Annotated in this window: 22 protein-coding genes; 10 read left to right on the top strand and 12 right to left on the bottom strand. The window is 66.6% G+C overall.

Annotated elements, in window-relative coordinates:
• Positions 1–58 precede the first annotated feature (58 nt).
• Positions 59–1,525 (top strand): ribonuclease G, encoded by a 1,467-nt coding sequence (gene rng / locus AB1I47_RS06085; protein WP_354682868.1) that lies wholly within the window; start codon positions 59–61, stop codon positions 1,523–1,525.
• Positions 1,526–1,681: 156 nt separating this feature from the next.
• Positions 1,682–2,194, top strand: a complete 513-nt coding sequence (locus tag AB1I47_RS06090; RefSeq protein ID WP_354682869.1) for a hypothetical protein — start codon at positions 1,682–1,684, stop codon at positions 2,192–2,194.
• An 18-nt stretch (positions 2,195–2,212) separates the two neighbouring features.
• Here the strand turns inward: AB1I47_RS06090 and AB1I47_RS06095 are convergent, their stop codons facing one another.
• Positions 2,213–2,803, bottom strand: a complete 591-nt coding sequence (locus AB1I47_RS06095; protein ID WP_354682870.1) for a peroxidase-related enzyme — start codon at positions 2,801–2,803, stop codon at positions 2,213–2,215.
• A gap of 190 nt (positions 2,804–2,993) precedes the next feature.
• Between AB1I47_RS06095 and waaC the strand changes: the two genes are divergently transcribed.
• Positions 2,994–3,980, top strand: coding sequence for a lipopolysaccharide heptosyltransferase I (waaC, locus tag AB1I47_RS06100; protein ID WP_354682871.1), 987 nt, complete (start codon positions 2,994–2,996; stop codon positions 3,978–3,980).
• Between the two features lie 82 nt (positions 3,981–4,062).
• On the opposite strand, the gene msbA is transcribed toward waaC, so the two are convergent.
• From msbA to AB1I47_RS06115, 3 genes are all read right to left on the bottom strand, one after another.
• Positions 4,063–5,790, bottom strand: coding sequence for a lipid A export permease/ATP-binding protein MsbA (gene msbA, locus AB1I47_RS06105; protein ID WP_354682927.1), 1,728 nt, complete (start codon positions 5,788–5,790; stop codon positions 4,063–4,065).
• Between the two features lie 93 nt (positions 5,791–5,883).
• Entirely contained in the window at positions 5,884–6,657 is a 774-nt protein-coding gene (locus AB1I47_RS06110; protein ID WP_354682872.1) for a glycosyltransferase family 25 protein, read from the bottom strand.
• The gene (locus tag AB1I47_RS06115) at positions 6,654–7,943 is read right to left on the bottom strand and encodes an O-antigen ligase family protein (protein WP_354682873.1); all 1,290 of its coding nucleotides are present in this window, start codon (positions 7,941–7,943) and stop codon (positions 6,654–6,656) included. Before AB1I47_RS06115 ends, AB1I47_RS06110 begins: the two co-directional genes overlap by 4 nt.
• Before the next feature lie 208 nt (positions 7,944–8,151).
• On the opposite strand from AB1I47_RS06115, the gene AB1I47_RS06120 reads away from it, so the two are divergent.
• Together AB1I47_RS06120 and AB1I47_RS06125 are read left to right on the top strand one after the other, a co-directional pair.
• Entirely contained in the window at positions 8,152–8,916 is a 765-nt protein-coding gene (locus tag AB1I47_RS06120) for a glycosyltransferase family 2 protein (protein ID WP_354682874.1), read from the top strand.
• A 35-nt stretch (positions 8,917–8,951) separates the two neighbouring features.
• Positions 8,952–10,025 carry a glycosyltransferase family 4 protein gene (locus tag AB1I47_RS06125; protein WP_354682875.1) on the top strand — a complete coding sequence of 358 codons (1,074 nt, stop codon included), beginning with the start codon at positions 8,952–8,954 and terminating at the stop codon, positions 10,023–10,025.
• A gap of 15 nt (positions 10,026–10,040) precedes the next feature.
• Here AB1I47_RS06125 and dnaE read toward each other — a convergent pair whose 3' ends face one another.
• Positions 10,041–13,553: a DNA polymerase III subunit alpha gene (gene dnaE / locus AB1I47_RS06130; RefSeq protein ID WP_354682876.1), complete on the bottom strand. Its 3,513-nt coding sequence runs from the start codon at positions 13,551–13,553 to the stop codon at positions 10,041–10,043.
• Positions 13,554–13,772: 219 nt separating this feature from the next.
• Between dnaE and AB1I47_RS06135 the strand changes: the two genes are divergently transcribed.
• Positions 13,773–14,621, top strand: coding sequence for a sulfurtransferase (locus tag AB1I47_RS06135; RefSeq protein ID WP_354682877.1), 849 nt, complete (start codon positions 13,773–13,775; stop codon positions 14,619–14,621).
• Between the two features lie 21 nt (positions 14,622–14,642).
• Here the strand turns inward: AB1I47_RS06135 and AB1I47_RS06140 are convergent, their stop codons facing one another.
• The 5 genes from AB1I47_RS06140 to rpsP all read right to left on the bottom strand — a co-directional run bounded on the left by AB1I47_RS06140 (position 14,643) and on the right by rpsP (position 17,779).
• Positions 14,643–15,323 carry a CoA pyrophosphatase gene (locus AB1I47_RS06140; RefSeq protein WP_354682878.1) on the bottom strand — a complete coding sequence of 227 codons (681 nt, stop codon included), beginning with the start codon at positions 15,321–15,323 and terminating at the stop codon, positions 14,643–14,645.
• Positions 15,324–15,477: 154 nt separating this feature from the next.
• Complete coding sequence (gene rplS, locus AB1I47_RS06145; protein WP_354682879.1) at positions 15,478–15,873, bottom strand: 50S ribosomal protein L19; 396 nt, start codon at positions 15,871–15,873, stop codon at positions 15,478–15,480.
• A 75-nt stretch (positions 15,874–15,948) separates the two neighbouring features.
• Positions 15,949–16,731 carry a tRNA (guanosine(37)-N1)-methyltransferase TrmD gene (trmD, locus tag AB1I47_RS06150; protein WP_354682880.1) on the bottom strand — a complete coding sequence of 261 codons (783 nt, stop codon included), beginning with the start codon at positions 16,729–16,731 and terminating at the stop codon, positions 15,949–15,951.
• Between the two features lie 41 nt (positions 16,732–16,772).
• A complete protein-coding gene (gene rimM, locus AB1I47_RS06155) occupies positions 16,773–17,417 on the bottom strand; it encodes a ribosome maturation factor RimM (protein ID WP_354682928.1) in 645 nt (214 codons plus the stop codon).
• A gap of 107 nt (positions 17,418–17,524) precedes the next feature.
• Positions 17,525–17,779, bottom strand: coding sequence for a 30S ribosomal protein S16 (rpsP, locus tag AB1I47_RS06160; RefSeq protein ID WP_354682929.1), 255 nt, complete (start codon positions 17,777–17,779; stop codon positions 17,525–17,527).
• A 173-nt stretch (positions 17,780–17,952) separates the two neighbouring features.
• Here rpsP and AB1I47_RS06165 point away from each other — a divergent pair, with 173 nt between their 5' ends.
• The 4 genes from AB1I47_RS06165 (at position 17,953) to AB1I47_RS06180 (ending at position 20,752) form a co-directional block, all read left to right on the top strand.
• Positions 17,953–19,086, top strand: coding sequence for a PQQ-dependent sugar dehydrogenase (locus tag AB1I47_RS06165; RefSeq protein ID WP_354682881.1), 1,134 nt, complete (start codon positions 17,953–17,955; stop codon positions 19,084–19,086).
• A gap of 223 nt (positions 19,087–19,309) precedes the next feature.
• Positions 19,310–19,708 (top strand): hypothetical protein, encoded by a 399-nt coding sequence (locus AB1I47_RS06170; protein ID WP_354682882.1) that lies wholly within the window; start codon positions 19,310–19,312, stop codon positions 19,706–19,708.
• Between the two features lie 247 nt (positions 19,709–19,955).
• Complete coding sequence (locus AB1I47_RS06175; protein ID WP_354682883.1) at positions 19,956–20,114, top strand: hypothetical protein; 159 nt, start codon at positions 19,956–19,958, stop codon at positions 20,112–20,114.
• A gap of 146 nt (positions 20,115–20,260) precedes the next feature.
• Positions 20,261–20,752 (top strand): TM2 domain-containing protein, encoded by a 492-nt coding sequence (locus AB1I47_RS06180; protein WP_354682884.1) that lies wholly within the window; start codon positions 20,261–20,263, stop codon positions 20,750–20,752.
• A gap of 307 nt (positions 20,753–21,059) precedes the next feature.
• Here the strand turns inward: AB1I47_RS06180 and AB1I47_RS06185 are convergent, their stop codons facing one another.
• Both AB1I47_RS06185 and AB1I47_RS06190 read right to left on the bottom strand, forming a co-directional pair.
• Positions 21,060–22,304, bottom strand: coding sequence for a PA0069 family radical SAM protein (locus AB1I47_RS06185; protein WP_354682885.1), 1,245 nt, complete (start codon positions 22,302–22,304; stop codon positions 21,060–21,062).
• A gap of 20 nt (positions 22,305–22,324) precedes the next feature.
• Positions 22,325–22,828 carry an Lrp/AsnC ligand binding domain-containing protein gene (locus tag AB1I47_RS06190; RefSeq protein ID WP_354682886.1) on the bottom strand — a complete coding sequence of 168 codons (504 nt, stop codon included), beginning with the start codon at positions 22,826–22,828 and terminating at the stop codon, positions 22,325–22,327.
• Positions 22,829–22,890: the final 62 nt, after the last annotated feature.

Here is a 22,890-nt window from a genome sequence, read left to right on the forward strand (position 1 = left end):
CGGCCTGCGCGTCGGGCAACCCATACAGCCGGCCCCCCGGCGACGCGTTTCACCCGCTATGACTGAAGACATCCTCGTCAACATCACGCCCCAAGAGACCCGCGTCGCCATCGTGCAGCAGGCCGCGGTGCAGGAACTGCATGTCGAACGCACGCTCACGCGCGGGCTGGTCGGCAATATCTACCTGGGCAAGGTGGTGCGCGTGCTGCCCGGCATGCAATCGGCCTTTATCGACATCGGCCTGGAACGCGCCGCCTTCCTGCACGTGGCCGACATCTGGCATCCGCGCGATGCCGACCGCAACAATTCCACCCCGCAGCTCGCCATCGAGAAGACCCTGTTCGAAGGCCAGGCGCTGATGGTGCAGGTGATCAAGGACCCGATCGGCACCAAGGGCGCGCGGCTGTCCACGCAGGTGAGCATCGCCGGGCGCACGCTGGTGTACCTGCCGCAGGATCCGCATATCGGCATCTCGCAGCGCATCGAAGGCGAAGTGGACCGCGAGGCGCTGCGCAGCCGCGTGCAGGGCCTGGTGCCGGCCGACGAGCGCGGCGGCTTTATCGTGCGCACCATCGCCGAGGAAGCGACCGACGAGGAACTCGGCAACGACATCGCCTACCTGCGCAAGATCTGGAGCGCGATCCGCCAGAATGCCACCACGCTGCCGGCGCCGTCCCTGCTCTACCAGGACCTGAACCTGGCCCAGCGCGTGCTGCGCGATTTCATCAACGACGCCACCGGCGTGATCCAGATCGACTCGCGCGAGAACTACCAGATGCTGCTGGAGTTCGCCAAGGAATACACGCCGGCGGTGCTGCCGCGGCTGTCGCACTACACCGGCGAGCGCCCCATCTTCGACCTGTTCAATATCGACGCCGAGATCGAGAAGGCGCTGTCGCGGCGGGTGGACCTGAAGTCGGGCGGCTACCTGATGATCGACCAGACCGAGGCGATGACGACCATCGACGTCAACACCGGCGGCTACGTGGGCGCGCGCAATTTTGACGACACCATCTTCAAGACCAACCTCGAGGCGGCCCATACCATCGCGCGGCAGTTGCGGCTGCGCAACCTCGGCGGCATCATCATCATCGACTTCATCGACATGGAGAATGTCGAGCACCGCGACGCGGTGCTGTCTGAGTTGAAGCGCGCGCTGTCGCGCGACCGCACCCGCATCACCGTCAACAGCTTCTCGCAGCTCGGGCTGGTGGAGATGACGCGCAAGCGCACGCGCGAATCGCTGGCGCACGTGCTGTGCGAACAATGCCCGGTGTGCCAGGGCAAGGGCCAGGTCAAGACGCCGCGCACGGTGTGCTACGACATCCTGCGCGAGATCATGCGCGAATCGCGCCAGTTCAATCCGCGCGAGTTCCGCATCCTGGCCTCGCAGGAAGTCATCGACCTGTTCCTCGAAGAAGAAAGCCAGCACCTGGCGATGCTCGGTGACTTCATCGGCAAACCGATTTCGCTGCAGGTGGAGTCGACCTTCCACCAGGAGCAGTACGACATCATCCTGATGTAGGCCGGCGCCCTGCTGTCGGGGATGGTCCTACATCCATTCCGGCTGCGATCCACTATAACTAAGCGAGGGTAGTCAGCGGCATCGCCATCGGTGCCGCGCCCGGCGCGCGCGCGCCGGGCGCGCACGGCTGGCGCCGGACGGCAAGGAGGAGTCAGCATGAACGCCACGAACCATGCGGCCTGTCTGCTGGCCGTACTGCTGGCTGCCGCCTGCGCGGAATTGCCTGTTGCAGTCAAGCGCCCGTCCCCGCCGCCGGGCGAGACCGCCACCGCGGTCAAGCCCCCGCCGCAGCCGCGCGCCACCCCGATCCCGCACAAGACCATCAATATCGCCGGCACGTGCAAGCGCACCGAAGAAGACGGCTTCCGCGAGGACGCGCACATGGACGTCAGGGCCAACGAGGTACGCGCGCTGAAGTGGAAGCTGTGGGTGTCGCGGCGCGGCTCGTGCGAGTTCAACCTCGCCGAATTCCGCCAGGTCCGCGAGACGCCGCATATCGAGCTGCAGGCGATCGATGGCAGCCAGTGCAAGCTGCTGGTGTGGCAGGACCCGCGCCGCGTGACGCTGGCCCATAACCGCTGCGAGAAGTACTGCACGCCCGGCATCTACGAGCAGGCGTGGCCGGTGCTGTTCGACCCCAAGAGCGGCAATTGCGCCGAGGTGCGCTGAGCCGGGACTTGCTTCGGCTTACTTCGCCTTGGGCACGCGGCCCATCAGGTAGAACTCGTCATTCGGGCGCATGCTGATGGTGTTGGCCATCCGGTTCGACAACCCGAAGAACGCGGTGATGGCGGCGATATCCCACGCGTCCTCTTCGGAGAAGCCGTGCTCGCGCAGCGCGGCAAACTCGGCGTCGCCGATCTCGTGCGACGCCTTGCATACCTTCATCGCGAAGTCGAGCATCGCGCGCTGGCGCGGCGGGATATCCGCCTTCAGGTAGTTGACCGCCACCTGGTCCGCCACCAGCGGCTTCTTTTCATAGATGCGCAGGATCGCGCCGTGCGCGACCACGCAATAGAGGCACTGGTTGGCGCCCGATGTCGCCACCACGATCATCTCGCGCTCGCCCTTGGTCAGCCCGCCATCCTTGAGCATCAGCGCATCGTGATAGGCGAAGAAGGCGCGGAATTCATCGGGGCGATACGCCAGCGCGAGGAACACGTTGGGGACGAAGCCGGCCTTCTCCTGGACTTCGAGGATGCGGGCGCGGATATCGTCGGGCAGGTCGGTCAGCGCGGGGACCGGGTAACGGCTGATGGGGAAGGCCTGTTCGGGCATGGTTGTCTCCTGTTGGCGTACGCGATGGCCCAAAGCGGGCGTGATGTGCTTGTCATGCCGATACTAAGGGATCGGCGTCGGTGCGCGCCATGTTGCGCTTGCTTCGCACGTACGGATGTCCACTGGATAAGGCATACTACGCTCCTTCTGAACAAGGCGAGCGCCCCTCCGAGCCGCCGTATCCTTCCCGATGAAACGCATTCTCATCGTCAAGCTGACATCCCTGGGCGACATGGTTTTCACGCAGCCGCTGGTCGCGGACCTGCAGCGGGCCTTTCCCGGCGTCAAGATCGACTGGATCGCCGATTCCTATTGCGCCGACGTGCCGCGCTGGAACCCGAATATCGACCGCGTGATCGCCGCGCCGCTGCGGGCACTGAAGAAGTCGCGCAAGTGGTCGGATCTGCGCGCCATCTTCAGCGCACTGCGCGAGCTGCGCCGCGAGAAGTACGATGCGGTGCTCGACGTCCATGGCGTCTACAAGAGCGCGATCGTGTCGTTCCTCGCGCGCACGCGCCATCGCTACGGCTACCCGGAGCAGGAACTCGGCGAGAGCGGCGCCAAGTTTGCCTACAACCATATCTTCATGCCGTTCGTCGAAGAGGATTGCGCGCGCCAGCGGATGCGCCGCGCGGTCAGCCGCGCGCTCGGCTACGAACTGACCAAGGAAATGGACTACGGCTTGCGGATGCCGCCCGACACGCCGGCGCCAGCCGCCAGGGGGCCGTACGCGATGCTGTTCCATGCCACCTCGAGTGAAGAGAAGAAGTGGCCGGTGGCCGACTGGATCAGCGTGGGCAGCGCGATCGCGGCACGCGGGCTGCGCGTGCTGGTGCCGTGGGGCAACGACGCCGAGCGCAAGGAAGCGCAGACCATCGCCGCCAGCGTGCCCGGCGCCGAAGTGATGCCGCGCCTCACCATTACCGGCGTGGCGCAGATGGTGGGCAAGGCGTCGCTGGTAGTGGGCATGGACACCGGCTTCATGCATATCGCCGATGCGCTGCGCAGCCCGACGGTGATCCTGTTCACGACGACCTCGCGCCATCTGTACGGCGTCGACGCACCGGGCCGCGCGGTATCGCTGGGCGGGGGCGGGGTGGTGCCGACGCGCGCCGAAGTGCTGGCCGCCATCGACGAGGTGCTGGCCGTGCAGCCGCCGGTGACGTCGCAGCAATAAGCGGCAACTCGCGGACGTAAAAAAAGGCCGGCGCTGTGCGCCGGCCTTTTTTACGTCTGGGGCACGTCGTCCCCACCACGTGCTACTGGTGCGTCGCGAACTGGATCCGGTGCAGCCCCGCGTACAGGCCATTGGCCGCCAGCAGTTCGTCGTGCGAGCCCTGCTCCGCCAGCCGGCCGTGGTCGAGCACGGCGATGCGGTCGGCATTCTCGATGGTGGACAGCCGGTGCGCGATCACCAGCGTGGTCCGGCCCTTCATCAGTTCTTCCAGCGCCGCCTGCACCTGGCGCTCCGATTCCGAATCCAGTGCCGAAGTCGCCTCGTCCAGAATCAGGATCGGCGCATCCTTGTACAGGGCGCGGGCGATCGCCAGCCGCTGGCGCTGGCCGCCTGACAGCTTCATGCCGTTGTCGCCGATATTGGTGTTCACGCCTTCCGGCAATCCCTTCACCGTCTCGGTCAGGTAGGCCGCCGCCAGCGCGCGCTCGACGCGGGCCATGTCGATCTCGCTGTCGGAGTGCGCACCGTAGGCTACATTGGCCGCCACGGTGTCGTTGAACAGCACCACGTCCTGGCTGACGAACGCGATCTGGTTGCGCAGGTCCTTCAGCGACAGCTCGGTCAGCGGCACGCCGTCGAGCAGGATGCGACCGTGCGTGGGATCGAAGAAGCGCGGCACCAGGTTGACCAGCGAGGTCTTGCCGCTGCCGGACGGACCCACCAGCGCCACCACCTCGCCGGGGCTCACGCGCAGGTCGATATTCTCGAGCGCCGCCCGCGGCGCATCGCCATAGCGGAAGCCCACCTGCTCGAACGCCAGCTCGCCACGGGCGCGGGCGAGCGGCTTGCCGCCGTCCTGCGGCTCGACCGGCTCGTCGATCAGCCGGAAGATCATTTCCGCGGCGGTGATGCCGCGCGTCAGCGGCTGGTTGATATCGGTCAGGTGCTTGAGCGGCGAGATCAGCAGCAGCATCGCCATCACGAAGCCGGTAAAGCCGCCCACCGTGGTCTGGTTGCCCTGCGCCTGCACCATCGCGATGGTGATGATGACCGACAGGGCCAGCGCGGCCAGGAACGCCGTCACGGGCTGGTTCAGGCCGCCCGCCACCGCCATGCGCATCGAGTAGTTCTTCAGGCGTTCGGCGACGTTGCGGAAGCGCTCTATCTCATAGCCTTCGCCACCGTGCAGCTTGACCACCTTGTAGCCGCCGGCAGCCTCTTCCACGACATAGGCGGCGTTGTTGGTGTACGTCTGGTGATCGCGGTTGAGCTTGCGCAGCCGGCGGTTGATCTTCGACATCAGGTAGCCGATCACCGGCAGGATCACCGCCACGATCAGCGTCAGGCGCCAGTTGGTGTAGAAGAGATAGATCAACAGCGCCACCACCGTCAGCGAATCGCGCACCAGCGTGATGAATACGCTGGTCAGGATCTGCAGCACCTGGTTGACCTCGAAGATCACGGCGTTGATCAGCGAGGCGGCGGTATTGCGGTGATAGAACAGCGCCGGCGCGTGCAGCATGCGCTCGAACATCTGCATGCGCATCTTCAGCAGCACGCGGTTGGAGATCAGGTTCAGCAGGTAGCCCGAGGTGAACTGCGCCACCCCGCGGATCAGCGCCACGCCGGTCAGGATGGCAGGGACCTGCCACAGCGTGCCGGCGTAGTCGCCGCCAAAGCCCTTGTCGAGCAGGTCGTTGACGACCTTGGGGATCACCCCTTCGCTGGCCGCAACCACCGCCATGGCGAGGATGGCGCCGATGAAAACGCGCAGTTCGGGGCGCAGGTAAGACCAGAGCCGGCCGGCCATGCCTGTCGGCACAGTGGAACCCGGCGAGATGGGCGGTTTGGATGTGGTCACTGGAAATTCTTCTGTATGGATGCGGGGGCTGGGGCGTGCAAGTTACCCCGGCCGCTTCTGCCGTGCCACCCGCAGGAAGGGCCTGACGAGGAACTGGAACAGGAAGCGCTGATAAACGTAGCGGCGCAGATAATAGCCGATGCTGCGCCGGGCCTTGTCGGTCGCATCGAGGTCGGCGCGGTGGCCCTCCAGCGCGGAATCCTGCGCCAGCTCGGTCAGGCCGATGCAGTACGGCACCACGGCGCGGACCGCCACGAGGCCCTGCTTTTCGAAGGCCGACCAGAAGTCGGCGGCACACCACACCGGCTGCAGCCCTGCCACGAGCCGCTCGGCCGCTGCACGGGTGACCACGTAGCCGTGCGCCCGCCACCACTCGCCGTAGCGCCGCACCAGCTTGCGGCTGCGGCCCAGCGGGCGCGCGCCCCAGCGGGTGTATTTGTCGACATGCGACAGCAGCACCACTTCGGCTCGAGCCGGATTAAGGTGCACCTCCAGGTCCGCCAGCACGGCCAGCAGCTCATCGCCCAACAGGGCATCGTCCTCCAGCACCAGCGCAAAGCTGGCGCCGTCGGCGAGCATTTTCCGGTACACGCCGAGATGGCTCAGCGCACACCCGACCTCGCCGCGGCTCATCGGGCGGTAGCGCACGGCAGCGGCAGCGGCATCATAGCGCTGCGCGACCTCCTGCTCCGCAAGCCCGCGCCCGTCCACTGCCGGGAACACCTGGAAGGGCACGCCCAGGCGCGCGAGCTGTTCCGACATGCGCTCCCGGCGTGACTGCGCCGGCGCCAGGTTGATGACATAGGCGCCGATCATGCCGCCACTGCCCGCCGGTCAGGCTGTGCGGGGGGCTCGGCCGTCGCCCGGGGCGCCACCACCATGGCAAAGCAGGTGGCGATGAGCAGCGTGTAGAAGGCGTTGGTCATCGCGATGATGAACATGGCCTCGGTCAGCCCGAACAGCAGGAAGCCGATACTGGTAGCCAGGCCCATGGTGGCGGCACCGCGCGTCACCGGATCGCGGCTGCGCACATGGCGCAGGAAAAAAGCGGCCGGCACCAGGTACAGCGCCAGCACGGCCAGAATGCCTGGAATGCCCTGGGTGGCGCCGATGTACAGGATGTCGTTGTGCGAGTGCCCGAACTGCGCCGTGGCCGGCGTCACGAAACCGCTGCCGGCCATCGCGTGCAGCGCGGGCTCGAACCCGTCGTGGCCGACGCCAGTGAGCGGATGCGATTTCAGCATGTCCAGCGATGCCTTCCACAATTGCAGCCGCCAGCCCTCCGAGGTATCCAGGCCCGTCTGCACTGGCACGGCAGCGTCGATCGCTTGCGAGGATATGGCGGCATTGATATTTGCCACCGCTTCATGCACGCGCGTCCTGACAATATCGCTGCAGTAGCCCGCTATCGCCATTCCCCCGACCAGCACGACCAGCAGGCCCGCCCGCAAGCGCACGCTCCACTTGCGCATCACCATGAGCACGATCAGCAGCAGCACCGGGATCGCGATCCAGCCGCCGCGCGTGGCACTGATATAAGAGGTGTAGAGCCCGGCCGCGCCCGCGAGCAGCTTGGCGCCGGCTGCCGCCACCTGGCCGCGGCGGTCCCAGCCGATCGATATCAGCGCCAGCATGCCCATCAGCAGCGACAGGTTGGCGAACGGAATCACGTTATTGATGCCGACATGGTTCGGCCGGCCGTGTTCCGCCATCGTGTGGATCCAGACCGCGGAAACGATCGCACCCGCCACCAGCCCCCACTGCATGCCTTGCAGCGCGCGCCGGCCGAGCTGAGCCAGGCCCCATGCCAGCAGCGCGAACAGCGCGAAGCGCAAATAGAGATAAGGCACGTCGGGCGCTTCGCCGCTGAAGACGTTGCGCAGCAACAGCGCTGCCGGCAGCGATGCCATCGCGGCCACCATGGGCCAGTAGGTTCGGAGCATCTCCCGCCATGAGGCCAGGCCGGCCCGGCGCTGCAGCGCGAGGGCAATCAGGCACCACATCAGCAACAGGGTAAAACCGGTATTGGCTGCGGAGGGGTAGGTCAGTAGCAGGAGCGGAAAGGAGATCAATGCGGCACACGCCACGAGGGACAAAACCATTTCCATCCCTGTAAAGCGGGACAAATGTGCTCTTATCATCAAATTCTTGGTTGAAAAGCACCCGGGGAGGCTGGCTGTGGTCTGCCAGGCGTCTCCAGGGGCACTGCGCCGGTGCGGTAGAATGCGCGGTCACCGTCCACCGCTTGGCGCCGTGGGCAACGCCGACGGCCTGTCGGTTTGTCCGACCTGTGCGCCGCCCTTACGTTCCATGAGAGTCTCGGCCGTCATCATTACCAGGAATGAAGCCCACAATATCGGGCCATGCCTCGACAGCGTGTCCTGGTGCGAAGAGGTGATTATAGTGGATTGGGCTAGCACGGATGACACAGTGGCGATTGCACGTGCAGCCGGCGCCACAGTGATCCAGACCGAGTTCTGGCCGGGCTTCGGCCCACAGAAGAATCGCGCGGTCGAATCCGCCACTGGCGACTGGATCCTCAGCCTCGATGCCGATGAACGCGTCACGCCGGCACTTCGCGACGAGATCCTCGCCCACCTGCAACGGCAGGATGGCAAGGCGCTGGCGTTGCCGCGGCTGTCCGCGTTCTGCGGCACCTTCGTACGCCACTCCGGCTGGTATCCCGATTACGTGACCCGCGTCTTCCGCAAGGGCCGCGGCCGCTTCACCGACGACCTGGTCCACGAGCACCTGCAGGTCGACGATCCGCTGGTCCACCTTAAGGAACCGCTGATCCATTACAGCTACCGGTCGCTGTCTGACGTGCTGCGCAAGATCGACGCCTATTCCAGCGCCGGCGCGCAGCAGGCGTATGCCCGCGGCAAGCGCAGCTCGGTGGCGTCGGCGGCGGGCCACGGCCTGTGGGCCTTTATCCGGACCTACCTGCTCAAGCGCGGCTTCCTCGATGGCAGCGCCGGCTTTGGCGTGGCGCTGATGAACGCGCAGGCGAGCTACTACAAGTACGCCAAGCTGGCGCAGCTGCATGCCGCCGCCGAGACCAAGGCCGCGTCCTGACGCGTGCGGCTCCCTCCATCACACTCCTTCCCGCGATGAAAGTTGGCATCTCCTGCAACCGCTTTGGGGCCGGCGGCGGCCTGGAGCGCTATGCGCTCGACATCAGCCGCGCGATGGCGAACCGCGCCGGCACCGAGGTGTCGGTGTACGCGCGCCGCTTCGACGCCGGCGTGGCGGAATCCGCCGGCATCGAAGCGCACCGGATCGTGGTGTCGTGGCTGCCCGGCAAGCTGCGCGACCGCTATTTCTCGTGGCGGCTGCAGGCGCGCCTGCGCAACGATGAGGTGCTGATCGGCTGCAACCGCGTGCGCGGTTCGGACATTGCCATCTGCGGCGGCACCCATCGCGGCTACCTGGCTGCGCGCGGCACGCCGCCGCGCCGGTCTGACCAGTGGCAGATCGCCCTCGAGAGCGCGCAGTACGCCGGCGCCCACCGCGTGGTGGCGCATTCGGCGCTGATGCGGCGCGAGGTGATCGAGCTGTATGGGATGCCGGAAGAGCGCGTCGAACTGCTCTACCCGCCCGTCGACACGCAGCGCTTTACGCCGGTCGATGCCGAGGCGCGCGCCGCGCTGCGCCGCGAGTTCGGCTTCGGCGATGACGAAGTGGTGTTCCTGTTCCCGTCGTCAGGCCATGCGCGCAAGGGCTTCGACCTGCTGGCCGACTATTTCTCGAAGTCGAGCCTGCCGATCACGCTGGCCGTGGCCGGGCGTCCGGTCGGGCGCAACATCGCGCGCGTGCGCGAGCTTGGCTACAGCAATCGGATCGATGCGCTCTACCGCGCCGCGGACTTCACCATCCTGGCATCGGGCTATGAGCCGTTCGGGCTGGTCGGGGTGGAATCGGTGCTGTGCGGCACGCCGCTGGTGTTTGCCGACAATATCGCCTGCCTGGAAGTGATCCGGCCGCAGGCGGTGCATGCCTTTGCGCGCGACCGCGCCGACACGCTCGATCGCGCCATCCGCGCCGCGGTAGATGCCGCGCGGTCCGGGCAGGCGCGGCTGGCTGACCCGATGGCCATGCTGGCCTACGATCCTGGCATCGACACCCATGTCGACAGCCTGCTGGCATTGGCCGCGCAGGCGCTGGCGGAGCGGCGCCGGGCCTGACGCCCACGCCGCCGCTTAGTCGTAGACCGTACTGACGCACTCCGCCGACAGCGCCTGCCGCAGCGCGGTCAGTGCTTCGTCGGACGGCACCACCTGCCAGTCCTGGCCCAGCATCGCCTCGCACGACGCCGCTTTGGCCTCGTAGCGGATGCGCACCGGCAGCCCCTGCGTGCCGCTGGCGCGCGCCAGGTGCGGCATCAGCAGTTCGCGCAGCATCCCGGTCGATGAATTGCCGTTGATCGCCAGCCGCACCGCGCTGGCAAACCGGATGCGCGCCGCGGTCAGGTCCATCACCGACTCCGCCGTGAACCTGACCCCGCCGGTGAAGGTATCGTGCCGCGCATTGCCGGTGGCGATCAGCAGTTCGTCCTCGCGGAACATATGCCGGTTGGCGTCGAACAGCTCATTGAACACCGTCATCTCGACCAGCCCGGTGCCGTCGTCGAGCGTGACGATCACCATCTTGCCGCGCTGGGTCATCTGCGTGCGGACGCCGCTGATCACGCCGGCGATGGTCTTGCCGCGCACGTCGCGGCCGAAGCCGCCGCCGTTGCCCTGCACTTCCTTTTCCAGCGCGGCCAGCGTGCCCTTGTTGAAGCGGCGCACTTCGTCGCGGTAGGCATCGAACAGGTGGCCTGAGAAGTAGTAGCCGAGCGCCTGCTTCTCTTCCTGCAGCGTGCGCTTGGGGTTCCAGCGCGGCTCGTCGAGCAGCTCGGGGCGGTGCGCAGCGCCGGCATCGCCCATCAGGTCGAACAGCGACACCTGGTTGGCGGACTCGGCCTTCTGCTCGGCGGCCTCCATCGCGATCGGCACCGAGGCCAGCAACTGGGCGCGGTTGTCGTTCAGGCTGTCGAAGGCGCCGGCGCGGATCAGCGCCTCGATGGTACGGCGGTTGACTTGCCGGCGATCGACACGCTCGCAGAAGTCGAACAGGTCGGTGAAGGGCCGCTCTTCGCGCGCGCGCAGGATGTCTTCGATCGCGCCCTGGCCGCTGCCCTTGATGCCGCCCAGGCCATAGCGGATGGTCTTGGGATCGGTCGGCGCGAAGCGGTATTCGCTGGCGTTGACGTCCGGCGGCAGCACCGCGATCTTGTTGAGCTTGCAATCCTCGTAGAGGATCTTGACCTTGTCGGTGTCGTCCATGGCGAGCGACATGTTGGCTGCCATGAATTCGGCCGGATGGTGGGCCTTGAGCCAGGCGGTGTAGTACGCCAGCAGCGCATACGCGGCCGCGTGCGACTTGTTGAAGCCGTAGCCCGCGAACTTCTCCATCAGGTCGAAGATATCGTCGGCCTGCTGCGCGGAGAGACCGTTCTTGTCGGCGCCTTCACGGAACATCACGCGATGCTGCGCCATCTCCTCGGGCTTCTTCTTGCCCATCGCACGGCGCAGCAGGTCGGCGCCGCCGAGCGAGTAGCCGCCGATGATCTGCGCCATCTGCATCACCTGCTCCTGGTAGACCATGATGCCGTAGGTCTCTTTCAGGACGGGTTCGACGCGCGGATCGGGATACTCCACCTTCTCGCGGCCGTGCTTGCGCGCGCAGAAGCTGGGGATCAGGTCCATCGGGCCCGGGCGGTACAGTGCCACCAGCGCGATGATGTCCTCGAAGCGGTCAGGCTTGGCGTCCTTCAGCATGCCCTGCATGCCGCGGCTTTCCAGCTGGAACACGGCGACCGTGTTGGCGGTCTTGAGGATATCGAAGGCGGGGCCGTCGTCGAGCGGGATATGGCTGCAGTTCCAGTCGGCCTTGCTGGGATCGAGACGGCGGATATAGCGCTCGGCCCAGTCCAGGATGGTCAGCGTGGTCAGGCCCAGGAAGTCGAACTTGACCAGGCCGGCGGCCTCGACGTCGTCCTTGTCATACTGGCTGACCACGCCGCTCATGCCGTCGTTCTGCGCGCCCTGCGTGTACAGCGGGCAGAAGTCGGTCAGCCTGCCGGGCGCGATCAGCACGCCGCCGGCGTGCATGCCGACGTTGCGCGTCATGCCTTCGACGCGCTGTGCCAGCTCCAGCAGCTGGCGCACTTCTTCCTCGTTGTTCTCGCGCTCGGTCAGCAGCGGCTCTTCCTTCTTGGCTTCCTCGATGGTGACCAGCTTGCCCGGCTTGAACGGGATCAGCTTGGCGATGCCATCGACAAAGCCGTAGCCAAGATCGAGCACCCGGCCCACGTCGCGCACCGCGGCCTTTGCCGCCATGGTGCCGAAGGTGGCGATCTGCGACACCGCGTCCTTGCCGTACTTCTCCTTCACGTACGTGATCACGCGATCGCGGCCGTGCTGGCAGAAGTCGATATCGAAGTCGGGCATCGAAACCCGTTCCGGATTCAGGAAACGCTCGAACAGCAGTGCGTACTTGAGCGGGTCAAGATCGGTAATGCCGAGCGCATACGCGACCAGCGAACCGGCGCCCGAACCACGGCCCGGTCCCACCGGCACGCCGTTGTTCTTGGCCCAGTTGATAAAGTCCGCCACGATCAGGAAGTAGCCGGGGAAGCCCATCTTGATGATGGTGCCGGTCTCGAATTCCAGCCGTGCGTAGTACTCGGGCCGCTTCGCCTCGCGCACCGCCTCGTCCGGGAACAGCACCGCCAGGCGCTTCTCGAGCCCGTCCTTGGCCATGTAGACCAGGTAGTCGTCCAGCGACATGCCGTCGGGCGTCGGAAAGAGCGGCAGGCGCGGCTTGCCCAGCTCCAGCGTCAGGTTGCAGCGGCGCGCGATCTCGACCGCGTTCTCCAGCGCCGAGGGGATGTCGGCGAACAGCGCGCACATCTCGTCCTGGGTCTTGAAATACTGGTCGGTGGTGAAACGCCGGGTGCGGCGCGGGTTGGCCAGCAGCTCGCCCTCGGCGATGCACACGCGCGCCTCGTGCGCGGTGTAGTCGTCCGGCGTCATGAACTGCACCGGATGCGTGGCCACCACCGGCAACTGCAGCTCGGCTGCGAGCTGGACCGCCTGCTGCACGTAGGCGTCGGTGCCGGCATGGCCGGCGCGCTGCAGTTCGATGTAGAAGCGTTGCGGGAACACCGCGGCCCAGTGCTGCGCGGCGCGGCGGGCGCCTTCGGCATTGCCGTTGGCCAGCGCCATGCCGATATCGCCGCCCATCGCGCCCGACAGCGCGATCAGGCCCGTGGCGAGCGGCAGGTCGTCTTCGCCGGGCTCCAGGAACCAGGCGGGCTCGATCTCGGCGCGGCCGCGATGCTGGTTGCCCAGCCAGGCGCGCGACAGCAGCATGCACAGGTTCAGGTAGCCGCGGCGGTCCTGCACCAGCAGCAGCAGGCGCGACGGCTTGTCGCGGTCCTCGGCGTTGGTCAGCCAGACGTCGGCACCGGCCACCGGCTTCACGCCCTTGCCGCGCGCCTCCTTGTAGTAACGGATCAGGCCGAAGGCGTTGGCGAGGTCCGTCAGGGCGAGCGCGCCCATGCCGTCGGCGGCGGCGGCCTTGACGGCGTCTTCCAGGCGGACGATGCCGTCCACGATGGAGTATTCGGAATGCAGGCGGAGGTGTACGAAGCGGGGTGCAGACATGGGCGACATTGTACCGGCTCGGCCCGCTTGCCGGCCTCTGATATTGCGTGCAGGCGGTGCGTGGCGACGCCATCGCAAAGCTGATCGGAGTGCTTGGGAATGCGCGGCAGGAACGTCCGTGCGGGTTATAATTTCGCCTTTCCAATCAGGCAGTTATCGCAAGCCGTCGGCGCCCTTCCGGGCGTGGCCGCGCGGGCGCACTTCTCCTCGCCGTTCGCCATGCAGATCGTCAATATTTCCGCTTACAAATTCGTCTCGCTGGACGACATCGAGACCCTGCGCCCGGCCATGCGCGAGCGCTGCGAAGCGGCCGGCCTGAAAGGCACGATTCTGCTCGCCCCCGAGGGCATCAACATGTTCCTGGCCGGGCCGCGCGAAGCCATCGACAGCTTCATGGCGTGGCTGCATGCCGACGCGCGCTTTGCCGATATCGCGCCCAAGGAAAGCCTGTCGGAGAACCAGCCCTTCAAGCGCATGCTGGTGCGCGCCAAGAAGGAAATCATCACCATGAAGATGCCGCTGATCCGACCCGAGGAAGGCCGCGCCCCGTCGGTACGGCCGGTCGACCTGAAGCGCTGGCTGGACCAGGGGCACGACGACGAAGGCCGTCCCGTGGTGATGCTCGATACGCGCAATGATTTCGAAGTGGCGGTCGGCACCTTCGAGTCGGCGGTCGAGTACGACATCGCCAAGTTCAGCGAATTTCCGGAGGCCGTCGCCGCGCACAAGGCAGAGCTGGAGGGCAAGACCGTGGTGTCGTTCTGCACCGGCGGCATCCGCTGCGAGAAGGCGGCGATCCATATGCAGGAGGTCGGCATCGAGCGCGTGTACCAGCTCGAGGGCGGCATCCTGAAGTATTTCGAGGAAGTCGGCGGCAGCCACTATCGCGGCGACTGCTTTGTCTTCGACTATCGCACCGCGCTGAACCCGAACCTGGAACCTGCCGGCCCCAAACAGTGCTTTGCCTGCCGCGCCGTGGTCACGCCCGAGGAGCAGCAAAGCCCGCACTATGTGGTGGGCAAGAGCTGCCCGCATTGCGTCGGCGGCAGGGAGCAGGCGGCGGCCTGATCCAGGCCGTGCAGCGGCGGCTCAGGCCGCCAGCAGATGATAGAGATTGCGCAGCATGCCCGCGGTCGCGCCCCAGATAAAGCGGTGGCCGCCGTCCTCACGCGGATAGGGCATGGCATAGAAGATCCGTTCGCCATCGACCCAGCGGAACAGGCGCCGCTCATGGTGCGACGGGTTCATCAGGAAGGCCAGCGGCACTTCAAAGACATCGGCCACTTCCGATGCATCCGGGCGCAACGTAAAGCCGTCGCGCACCAGGCCCACCACCGGGCTGACATGGAAGCCGGTGCCGGTGATGTAGTCCGGCAGCGCACCGAGCACTTCCACATAGTCGCGCGCCAGCCCCACCTCTTCTTCCGTCTCGCGCAGTGCCGTGTCGATGCGGTTGGCATCCCACTCCTCCTGGCGTCCGCCCGGGAAGCTGATCTGCCCGGCATGCGCGCTCAGGTTGGCATTGCGCTGCGTCAGCAGCACGGTCAGGCCATCGCGCCGCTCCACCAGCGGCACCAGCACGGCGGCGTCGCGCAGCCCGCGGCTGCGGTCGTAGACGCGTGATTCATCGGTCAGCTCCGGCGCCCAGGCCGGCGGCACCTCGAAGCGGTGCCGGATAAAGTCCACCTGCAACCGCGGCGCGCTCAGGGCGCCGTTGCGCAGGTCGGTGTCGATGACGGGGAGGGATTCGGGATCGAAGGCGGGACGCATAACAAGCGCAAGTATGACAGAAGCGCGGGTTTCGGCGTCGCAGCAAAATCCAACACCGCGTGGCCGCCTTGCCGCAGAACCATGCAAAAAGGGCACCCTGGGGTGCCCTTCCTGCGGAAACGCTGGCCGGGTTGCCCCGGCCGGCATGTCCAGCTTACTGTGCAGCAGCCTTGGCGGCGACAGCAGCCTTCGACACCAGCTTTTCCTTGATACGTGCGGACTTGCCCGAACGCTGGCGCAGGTAGTACAGCTTCGCGCGACGCACGTCGCCGCGACGCTTCACTTCGATGGCAGCGATCAGCGGCGAGTACAGCTGGAACGTACGCTCCACGCCTTCACCCGACGAGATCTTGCGCACGATGAAGGACGAATTCAGGCCGCGGTTGCGCTTGGCAATCACCACGCCTTCGTAGGCCTGCACGCGCTTGCGGTTGCCTTCGACCACGTTCACGTTCACCACCACGGTATCGCCGGGGGCGAAAGCGGGGATGGTCTTGTTCGCGGTCAGGCGCGCGATCTCTTCCTTCTCGATCTGCTCGATGATGTTCATCGTTTCTTCTCCGTAACCATCGTGCCGGCGTTGTATGCCCCAGGCATTGCCCGGGCCCCGGCAGAGGATGGGGTTTTACCTGGCGGGAGATTCCTCCCGCCCTTCCTTCGCCGCCCACTCCGACAGGAACTTCTCGTCGGCGCGGGTCAGCAAACCTTGCGCGCGAGCGGCCTCGATCAGGTCGGGGCGCTTCCTCGCGGTATTGGCCAGCGCCTGCTGGCGCCGCCATTTCTCGATCTCGGCATGATGGCCCCCGAGCAAGATCTCGGGCACCCGCACGCCTTCATATTCTTCCGGCCGCGTGTAGTGCGGACAATCCAGCAGGCCGTTGACGAAGCTGTCCTGCACCGCCGACTGCGCATCGCCCAGCACGCCAGGCAGATGCCGCACCACAGCGTCGATCAGCGCCATCGCCGGCAGTTCTCCGCCCGACAGCACGAAGTCGCCGAGGCTGATTTCCTCGTCCACGCGGCGGTCGATCAGCCGCTGGTCGATGGCCTCATATCTGCCGCACAACAGCACCAGGCCCGGCCGTTCGGCCAGTTCCATCACCTTGCCATGCGTCAGCGCCCGGCCTTGCGGCGACATCAGCACCACATGCGGCTGCGCCACGCCGGCCTGCGCCTGCGCTTGGACCGCGGCATCGATGGCATCGTCCAGGGGCTTGGCCAGCATTACCATGCCAGGGCCGCCGCCATAAGGACGATCGTCGATGGTGCGGTAGTTGTCGACCGTGAAATCGCGCGGATTCCACGTGCGCAACGCATACCGCTGCTGCTTGGCCGCCCGGCTGGTAATGCCCCAGTCGGTCAGCGCGCGAAACATCTCGGGAAACAGCGTGATCACATCGAACTGCATCCGCTCCCTCCCTTCCCAACCCGCACCGCGAAGGCACGGGTTCAGTAATCGAGCCCCCAGTCCACCACGATGCGCTTGCCCGCGGTATCAACCGTGCGCAGGAACGCATCGACAAACGGGATCAGCCGTTCGCCGGTCTTGCCGTCAGGCTGCACGAAGGCAACCTGCAGGATCTGGTGGGCACCGTTGTCGATCAGGCCGGACACCTCGCCCAGCAACTCGCCTTGCTCGTTGCTGACGCTGCAGCCGATCAGGTCGACCCAGTAAAACTCATCTTCGTCCGGCGCCGGAAAATCCCCGCGACGAATCCACACGCGACGGCCCTTGAGCGCCTCCGCCAGATTGCGGTCGGCAACGCCGGTAGCCTGCGCCACCACGGTGCCGCTGTGCTCGCGCGACTGCGCGATCTTCACGCAGAGCGGCTGGGCACGGGAGGCATCGGCACCAGCACCCACGAGCCCCGCCTGCGGCGGCGCCAGCAGCCACCAGCGGCGGGCATGCAGCAAGGCGGAAGCATCATCGGCATGCGGCTGGACCTTGATCCAGCCGCGGATGCCGTAGGCAGCGCCCACATAGCCGACTTCGACCAGGTCTTCCGGCAGCGGGTCGGCATACAGCAGCGCCGCTGGCACTTTGGGAGCCTTGGCACCAGGAGCCTTGGCAGGCGCCCCGTGGGGCCGGTTCAGCGGTCGGGGCGCAGCGCCCTGCTTGCGTTCAGTCACGTGTGCAACGAGAACGCGCCTGGCCTCGCCAACGGGCGAGACCAGGCGCGCTACAGGCAGCTATCGGGCAATCAGGCAGCAGCAGCCTTGGTGCCTTGCTTGACCAGGCGGGCAACGGTCGGCGACAGCTGGGCGCCAACACCTTGCCAGTAGGCCAGGCGGTCTTGCACCAGGCGCAGGCCTTCTTCACCTTCCGAAGCCAGCGGGTTGTAGAAACCAACGCGCTCGATGAAACGACCATCGCGACGATTGCGCGAGTCGGTGGCGACGATGTTGAAGAACGGGCGCTTCTTGCTGCCGCCGCGAGCCAGACGGATAACGACCATGGAATGATTCCTCAGAAAACGGGTGTTCGAGAGCGTCCGAACATGCAACGCAAGAGGTTCGAACACGAAACGCAAGAGTATAGCCCAATTCCCGAGGCCAAACAAACACTTAGGTGATTGACGCGCGGGGGCGGTGCAGGCATCGTGGCAAAAACCGCGACAGGAGGCCCGACATGCGCCCGGCTCTGCACTTCATGGTTCGCGCCGTACGACGTACGGTCGTGCTCGGCATTGTACTGCTGGCGGGCGCGTCCGCCGCGCCCGCGCTGGCGGCGTTGCCGCTGGACCAGGTCAGGCTGCCGCAGGGATTCCGCATCGACGTGATCACGGACGATGTGCCCGGCGCACGCGCCATGGCGATGTCGCCGTCGGGCACGCTCTTCGTCGGCTCGCGCAGCGAGGGCAAGGTGTATGCGGTGACCGACCCGCTCGGCAGCAAGCCGCGGGTGCGCGTGGTCGCCAACGGCCTGCGCGCGCCGGCCGGGGTGGCGTTCCGCGATGGCAGCCTGTACGCTTCCGCGGTGTCGCGGATCGTGCGGATCGACAATATCGAGGCCCGCCTGGAAAATCCCCCCGCACCGGTGGTGGTCAGCGACCGCTTCCCGACCGACGGGCACCACGGCTGGAAATTCATCGCCTTCGGCCCGGATGGCTACCTGTACGTGCCGGTCGGCGCGCCGTGCAATATCTGCGCGCCCGACGAGAACCGCTACGCCAACATCATGAAGATGAAGCCCGACGGCAGCGACCTGCAGGTGGTGGCGCGGGGCGTGCGCAATACCGTCGGCTTCGACTGGCACCCGGCCACGCGCGAGCTGTGGTTCACCGACAATGGCCGCGACCGCATGGGCGACGACGTCCCCGACGACGAGCTGAATCGCGCTACCGCCGCCGGCCAGCATTTCGGCTACCCGTACTGCCATGCCGGCAACGTTGCCGATCCGGAATACGGCAGCAAGCGCCCCTGTTCCGAATTCATCGCCCCCGTCGCCAGGCTGGGCGCGCATGTGGCGGCGCTGGGCATGCGCTTCTACACCGGCACGCAATTCCCGGCCGCGTACCGCAACAACGTCTTTATCGCCGAGCACGGGAGCTGGGACCGCAGCGAGCCGTCCGGCTATCGCGTGGTGCGCGTGGCGCTGGACGGCGCCGGCAAGGCGACCGCCCACGAGGTGTTCGCCCAGGGCTGGCTGCGCGGTGGCAGGCCCTGGGGCCGGCCCGCCGATGTCCTGGTCGCGCCGGATGGTTCGCTGCTCGTCAGCGACGATATGGCGGGGGCGATCTACCGCATCCGCTATGCCCCCTGAAGCGGGCCCCTGAAGCGGCCCCCGAAGCGCCCATCAGGCGGCCCCTGAAGCGCCCCCGCAATTCCCCGGAAACCCGCCTGGGGCGGGGCGAAAGGGGACGTGGCGGGGCCGAAACAATCCGTTACACCGGTAACGGGATTGGCATAGGCGGCCTGATGGCCCATGCGTACCATGAACCCATCTTCCAACAGCATCACAGCGCGACAGGAACCTGGGAATCCGCATGCTCACCCGCTCTCTCCTGCGCGACCTGGTGGCTGGCATCCTGGTGGCCTCGGGCCTGGTCGGCGCGGTAGCCACCAGCCATGCCCAGGTCGCGTTCTGGCAAAAAGCCCGCCCCGAGGCGCGCCCCGCGCGCCTGCAATCCGGCGACGGCTGGCAAGTGGCCAGCGTGCGCGCCGAAAGCCGTGAACACGTGCAGGCCCAGATCGACCGGATGGAGGCGCGCGCCCGTGCCGACGACCGCCTGAACGGCCGCCGCGCAGCGCTGTCCGGCGCGCGCGACGACAATCGCGGCCGGCCGCCGGAACGCGTCAATCCTCCCAGCGAAGTCCGCAACGACGTCCGCCCGACCAACGTCGGCCCCGGCTGGCAGACCCACGGCCGCGACGGCGGGCGCTAGCCGCCGGGTCCGCATTTCGGGTTTCGGACGGAACTCCGCCCCCGCTTTCCGTGTCTGTACCTAAGTGCGCGCCCCCTTTATGGGTCGCGCACAGGCTGCCGCCCGGCGCTGCCCGGGGCTCACAGCGTGCCGTCTAGTGCAGACGGCAATCGAACTGACCTGCCTCTGCCCGACACCTCCTGCCGGGACCCGATCAAGACGGCTCGGGCGCAGCCTCCAGAATGACAATAATTCTGTGAGGTTTGTCATGTCACCCCTTCTTAGCGACCTGGCCGAACACGCAGGCCAGTTATCGCTGTCAATCCTGTTCATGGGCATCCTGACCCTGGTCCTCTACAGCGAGACGCATATCAGCGAGCATGCGGCCGCCTTTATCAAGAGCCTGCTGTCCGGCGGCTGGCATTAGCGCCGCCCTGCGCGTCTGGTGACGCACTTCCCCTCCCTGCGCTGACTGCCGGCGTACAATGTGTGCCGGCTGGCACCCGTGTGCCGCCGCTCCCGTGCCGGCGCACTGCCGGCCTGCATCCGTCCGCCATTGCCTGCACTCCGACCATGCCAGCAGCCACGCCAGCCCGCCACGCTTCCCCCCTCGCTTCCTCTGCCTCCCGGGCCAAATCGAAGCTGCTGACCGTGGCGCTGGCCTTCCTGTTCGGCAGCCTGGGCGTACATCGCTTCTATCTGGGCGGCCTGCGCGACCCGTATGGATGGGCGCATCTGCTGGCACTGCTGGCCGGCGTCATCGGCGTGGCGTCGATGGCGACCGGGGCCGGCTCGCCGGCGCTGAACTGGACCTTCGCCGTCGCGGGCGGCACTTCTGTCATCAGCGCCTTCCTGGCGGCCATCGTCTATGGCCTGCGCCCGGACGACAAGTGGGACGCGCGCTTCAACCCGCACGGCAAACCCACGCGCTCCGGCTGGCCGGTGGTGATCCTGGTGATCCTGTCGCTGCTGATCGGCACCGGGCTGCTGATGGCCGGCCTGGCGATCAGCTTCCAGACCTTTTTCGAATCGCAGGTCGAGGCCGCGCGCGAGTTGTCGCAATAGCGGCGGCGGTCTGTCACCCGCTTGCGCGCGATCAATGCGGGCGCAATCGCGGGTTTCGCTTTCAGTCAAATCGCCCATACTGGTAAGACCGCCCAATCTCCGGCGGCAGCACGCGCAGCAGGGCCGCGGCTCGGCGGCGCAAAGGAGCACAGACCGACATGCCGACCTATGAGGAAGGACGCCTGGCAGCGATCGCCGTCCGGCTGGCGCTGTCCTCAGGACTGTCCCCATCGAGCGCCAAGGCCGCGCTGGATCTCGCTAGCAGCATGATCAGCGACCAGCAGGCCACCGAAGCCGCGCTGAAGGCTCAGAAAAGCGAACCTTGCGGATCATCCTTGCCGCTTGGCCCCCTGGCTGGGGGACGAAAACGAGAAGTATCCAGCTCGAACCGGTTGTAGCGGAAGCCGAGCCGTTCGGCGGCCTTGTAAAAGCGCTGTCGCAGCAGGTCCGCCCACACGCCCGTACCCCGCATGCGCGTGGCAAAGCTGGCATCGTAGGCTTTGCCTTCGCGCATTTCACGCACGCGGTTCATGACCCGCTCGGCCCGGTCCGGGAAATGCGCCTGCAACCATTCCTCAAACAGCGGCTTCACTTCCCACGGCAGCCGCAGCACGATGTAGTTCGCATACACGGCGCCCGCCTCGTGCGCCGCTTCCAGTACACGTTCCAGGTCCGGTTCGGTGATAAACGGGATCACCGGGGCGATGCTCACGCCCACCGGGATGCCCGCGTCGGTCAGCGTGCGGATGGTGCGCAGCCGGCGCGACGGCGTGGCCGCGCGCGGCTCCAGCGTGCGCGCGATACCGGCGTCGAGCGTGGTGATGGTGACCGCCGCCACCGCCAGCCGCCTGGCCGCCATCGGCGCCAGCAGGTCGATATCCCGCTCGATCAGTGACGACTTGGTGATCAGCGCGACCGGGTGGTCGCACTCGCTCAACACCTCCAGGATGCCGCGGGTGATGCGCTGCTCGCGCTCGATCGGCTGGTAGGCATCGGTGTTGACACCCAGCGCGATGGTCTCGCACTGGTACGAGGGCCGCGCCAGCGCCTCGCGCAACCGTTCGGCGGCGTTGGCCTTGGCAAACAGCCTGGTCTCGAAGTCCAGTCCCGGCGACAGGTCGAGATAGGCGTGCGTCGGCCGCGCGAAGCAATAGATGCAGCCGTGTTCGCACCCTCTGTATGGATTGAGCGAAACATCGAACGGGATATCGGGCGACGCATTGCGGGTCAGGATCGAGCGGGCTCGCTCGATGCGCACGATGGTGCGCAGCGGCGGCAGCGGGACCTCGGCTGCCGGCGAGGCAATGGTGCCGGCGCCAGCCGGCGCTCCCTCGTCAGCCACTACGGGTGGCTCGTCGGCAAACGCCCCGCCCCAGCCATCGTCAAAGGCCTCGCGCTGGTCGCGCTCGAACCGCCCCTGCAGGTTGCTGACCGCGCCCCGGCCTTTGCGCGCGAGCGGCGGCCGCGCGGCGGCCTGCGGCGCCTGCGCGTCGGCATCGCGCCGCACGGGGCGGTGCTCGTGGTCCTGCGGTTTGTGCGGGGGGCGCTTCATGGCGACTACGGTGGCCTTTGTCAGTCTGGCGGACTCTTCTCCTCGACCGAGATCGCCAGCGTTTCCTTGATTTCTTCCATCACGACATAGCTTTTAGACTGCGCGGCGCCCGGCAGTTGCAGCAGGATATCGCCCAGCAGCCGCCGGTATTCGCCGATCTCGCGGATGCGGGCCTTGATCAGATAGTCGAAATCGCCCGATACGAGGTGACACTCCAGCACTTCCGGGATGCGCAGCACCTCGCGCCGGAACTGCTCGAACATATTGCCCGACTTGTTGCCGAGCGAGATCTCGACGAACACCAGCAGCGCGCTGCCCAGCAGCGCGGGGTTCAGCCGCGCGTAGTAGCCCATGATGACACCATCGCGCTCCAGGCGCTTGACGCGCTCGATGCAGGGCGTGATGGTCAGGCCGACCGCCTCGGCCAGGTCCTTCATCGACATCCGTCCGTCGCTCTGCAGCGCGGTCAGGATCTTGCGGTCGAGCCGGTCAAGGGTGCGCAGAGGCTGGCGACTCGTTCTCATCAGTTTTTCCTGTTTTCCTGAGAAATTCGGTAACTATGACTGGATTGCATCCAATAGTATAG

It is taken from the genome of Cupriavidus necator (assembly GCF_040578825.1).
GTDB lineage: Bacteria > Pseudomonadota > Gammaproteobacteria > Burkholderiales > Burkholderiaceae > Cupriavidus > Cupriavidus necator_E.

Coding starts and splice junctions, on each gene's coding strand:
- rng (WP_354682868.1), top strand. CDS start 59: ATGACTGAAGACATCCTCGTCAACATCACGCCCCAAGAGACCCGCGTC.
- AB1I47_RS06090 (WP_354682869.1), top strand. CDS start 1,682: ATGAACGCCACGAACCATGCGGCCTGTCTGCTGGCCGTACTGCTGGCT.
- AB1I47_RS06095 (WP_354682870.1), bottom strand. CDS start 2,803: ATGCCCGAACAGGCCTTCCCCATCAGCCGTTACCCGGTCCCCGCGCTG.
- waaC (WP_354682871.1), top strand. CDS start 2,994: ATGAAACGCATTCTCATCGTCAAGCTGACATCCCTGGGCGACATGGTT.
- msbA (WP_354682927.1), bottom strand. CDS start 5,790: ATGGCCGGCCGGCTCTGGTCTTACCTGCGCCCCGAACTGCGCGTTTTC.
- AB1I47_RS06110 (WP_354682872.1), bottom strand. CDS start 6,657: ATGATCGGCGCCTATGTCATCAACCTGGCGCCGGCGCAGTCACGCCGG.
- AB1I47_RS06115 (WP_354682873.1), bottom strand. CDS start 7,943: ATGGTTTTGTCCCTCGTGGCGTGTGCCGCATTGATCTCCTTTCCGCTC.
- AB1I47_RS06120 (WP_354682874.1), top strand. CDS start 8,152: ATGAGAGTCTCGGCCGTCATCATTACCAGGAATGAAGCCCACAATATC.
- AB1I47_RS06125 (WP_354682875.1), top strand. CDS start 8,952: ATGAAAGTTGGCATCTCCTGCAACCGCTTTGGGGCCGGCGGCGGCCTG.
- dnaE (WP_354682876.1), bottom strand. CDS start 13,553: ATGTCTGCACCCCGCTTCGTACACCTCCGCCTGCATTCCGAATACTCC.
- AB1I47_RS06135 (WP_354682877.1), top strand. CDS start 13,773: ATGCAGATCGTCAATATTTCCGCTTACAAATTCGTCTCGCTGGACGAC.
- AB1I47_RS06140 (WP_354682878.1), bottom strand. CDS start 15,323: ATGCGTCCCGCCTTCGATCCCGAATCCCTCCCCGTCATCGACACCGAC.
- rplS (WP_354682879.1), bottom strand. CDS start 15,873: ATGAACATCATCGAGCAGATCGAGAAGGAAGAGATCGCGCGCCTGACC.
- trmD (WP_354682880.1), bottom strand. CDS start 16,731: ATGCAGTTCGATGTGATCACGCTGTTTCCCGAGATGTTTCGCGCGCTG.
- rpsP (WP_354682929.1), bottom strand. CDS start 17,779: ATGGTCGTTATCCGTCTGGCTCGCGGCGGCAGCAAGAAGCGCCCGTTC.
- AB1I47_RS06165 (WP_354682881.1), top strand. CDS start 17,953: ATGCGCCCGGCTCTGCACTTCATGGTTCGCGCCGTACGACGTACGGTC.
- AB1I47_RS06170 (WP_354682882.1), top strand. CDS start 19,310: ATGCTCACCCGCTCTCTCCTGCGCGACCTGGTGGCTGGCATCCTGGTG.
- AB1I47_RS06175 (WP_354682883.1), top strand. CDS start 19,956: ATGTCACCCCTTCTTAGCGACCTGGCCGAACACGCAGGCCAGTTATCG.
- AB1I47_RS06180 (WP_354682884.1), top strand. CDS start 20,261: ATGCCAGCAGCCACGCCAGCCCGCCACGCTTCCCCCCTCGCTTCCTCT.
- AB1I47_RS06185 (WP_354682885.1), bottom strand. CDS start 22,304: ATGAAGCGCCCCCCGCACAAACCGCAGGACCACGAGCACCGCCCCGTG.
- AB1I47_RS06190 (WP_354682886.1), bottom strand. CDS start 22,828: ATGAGAACGAGTCGCCAGCCTCTGCGCACCCTTGACCGGCTCGACCGC.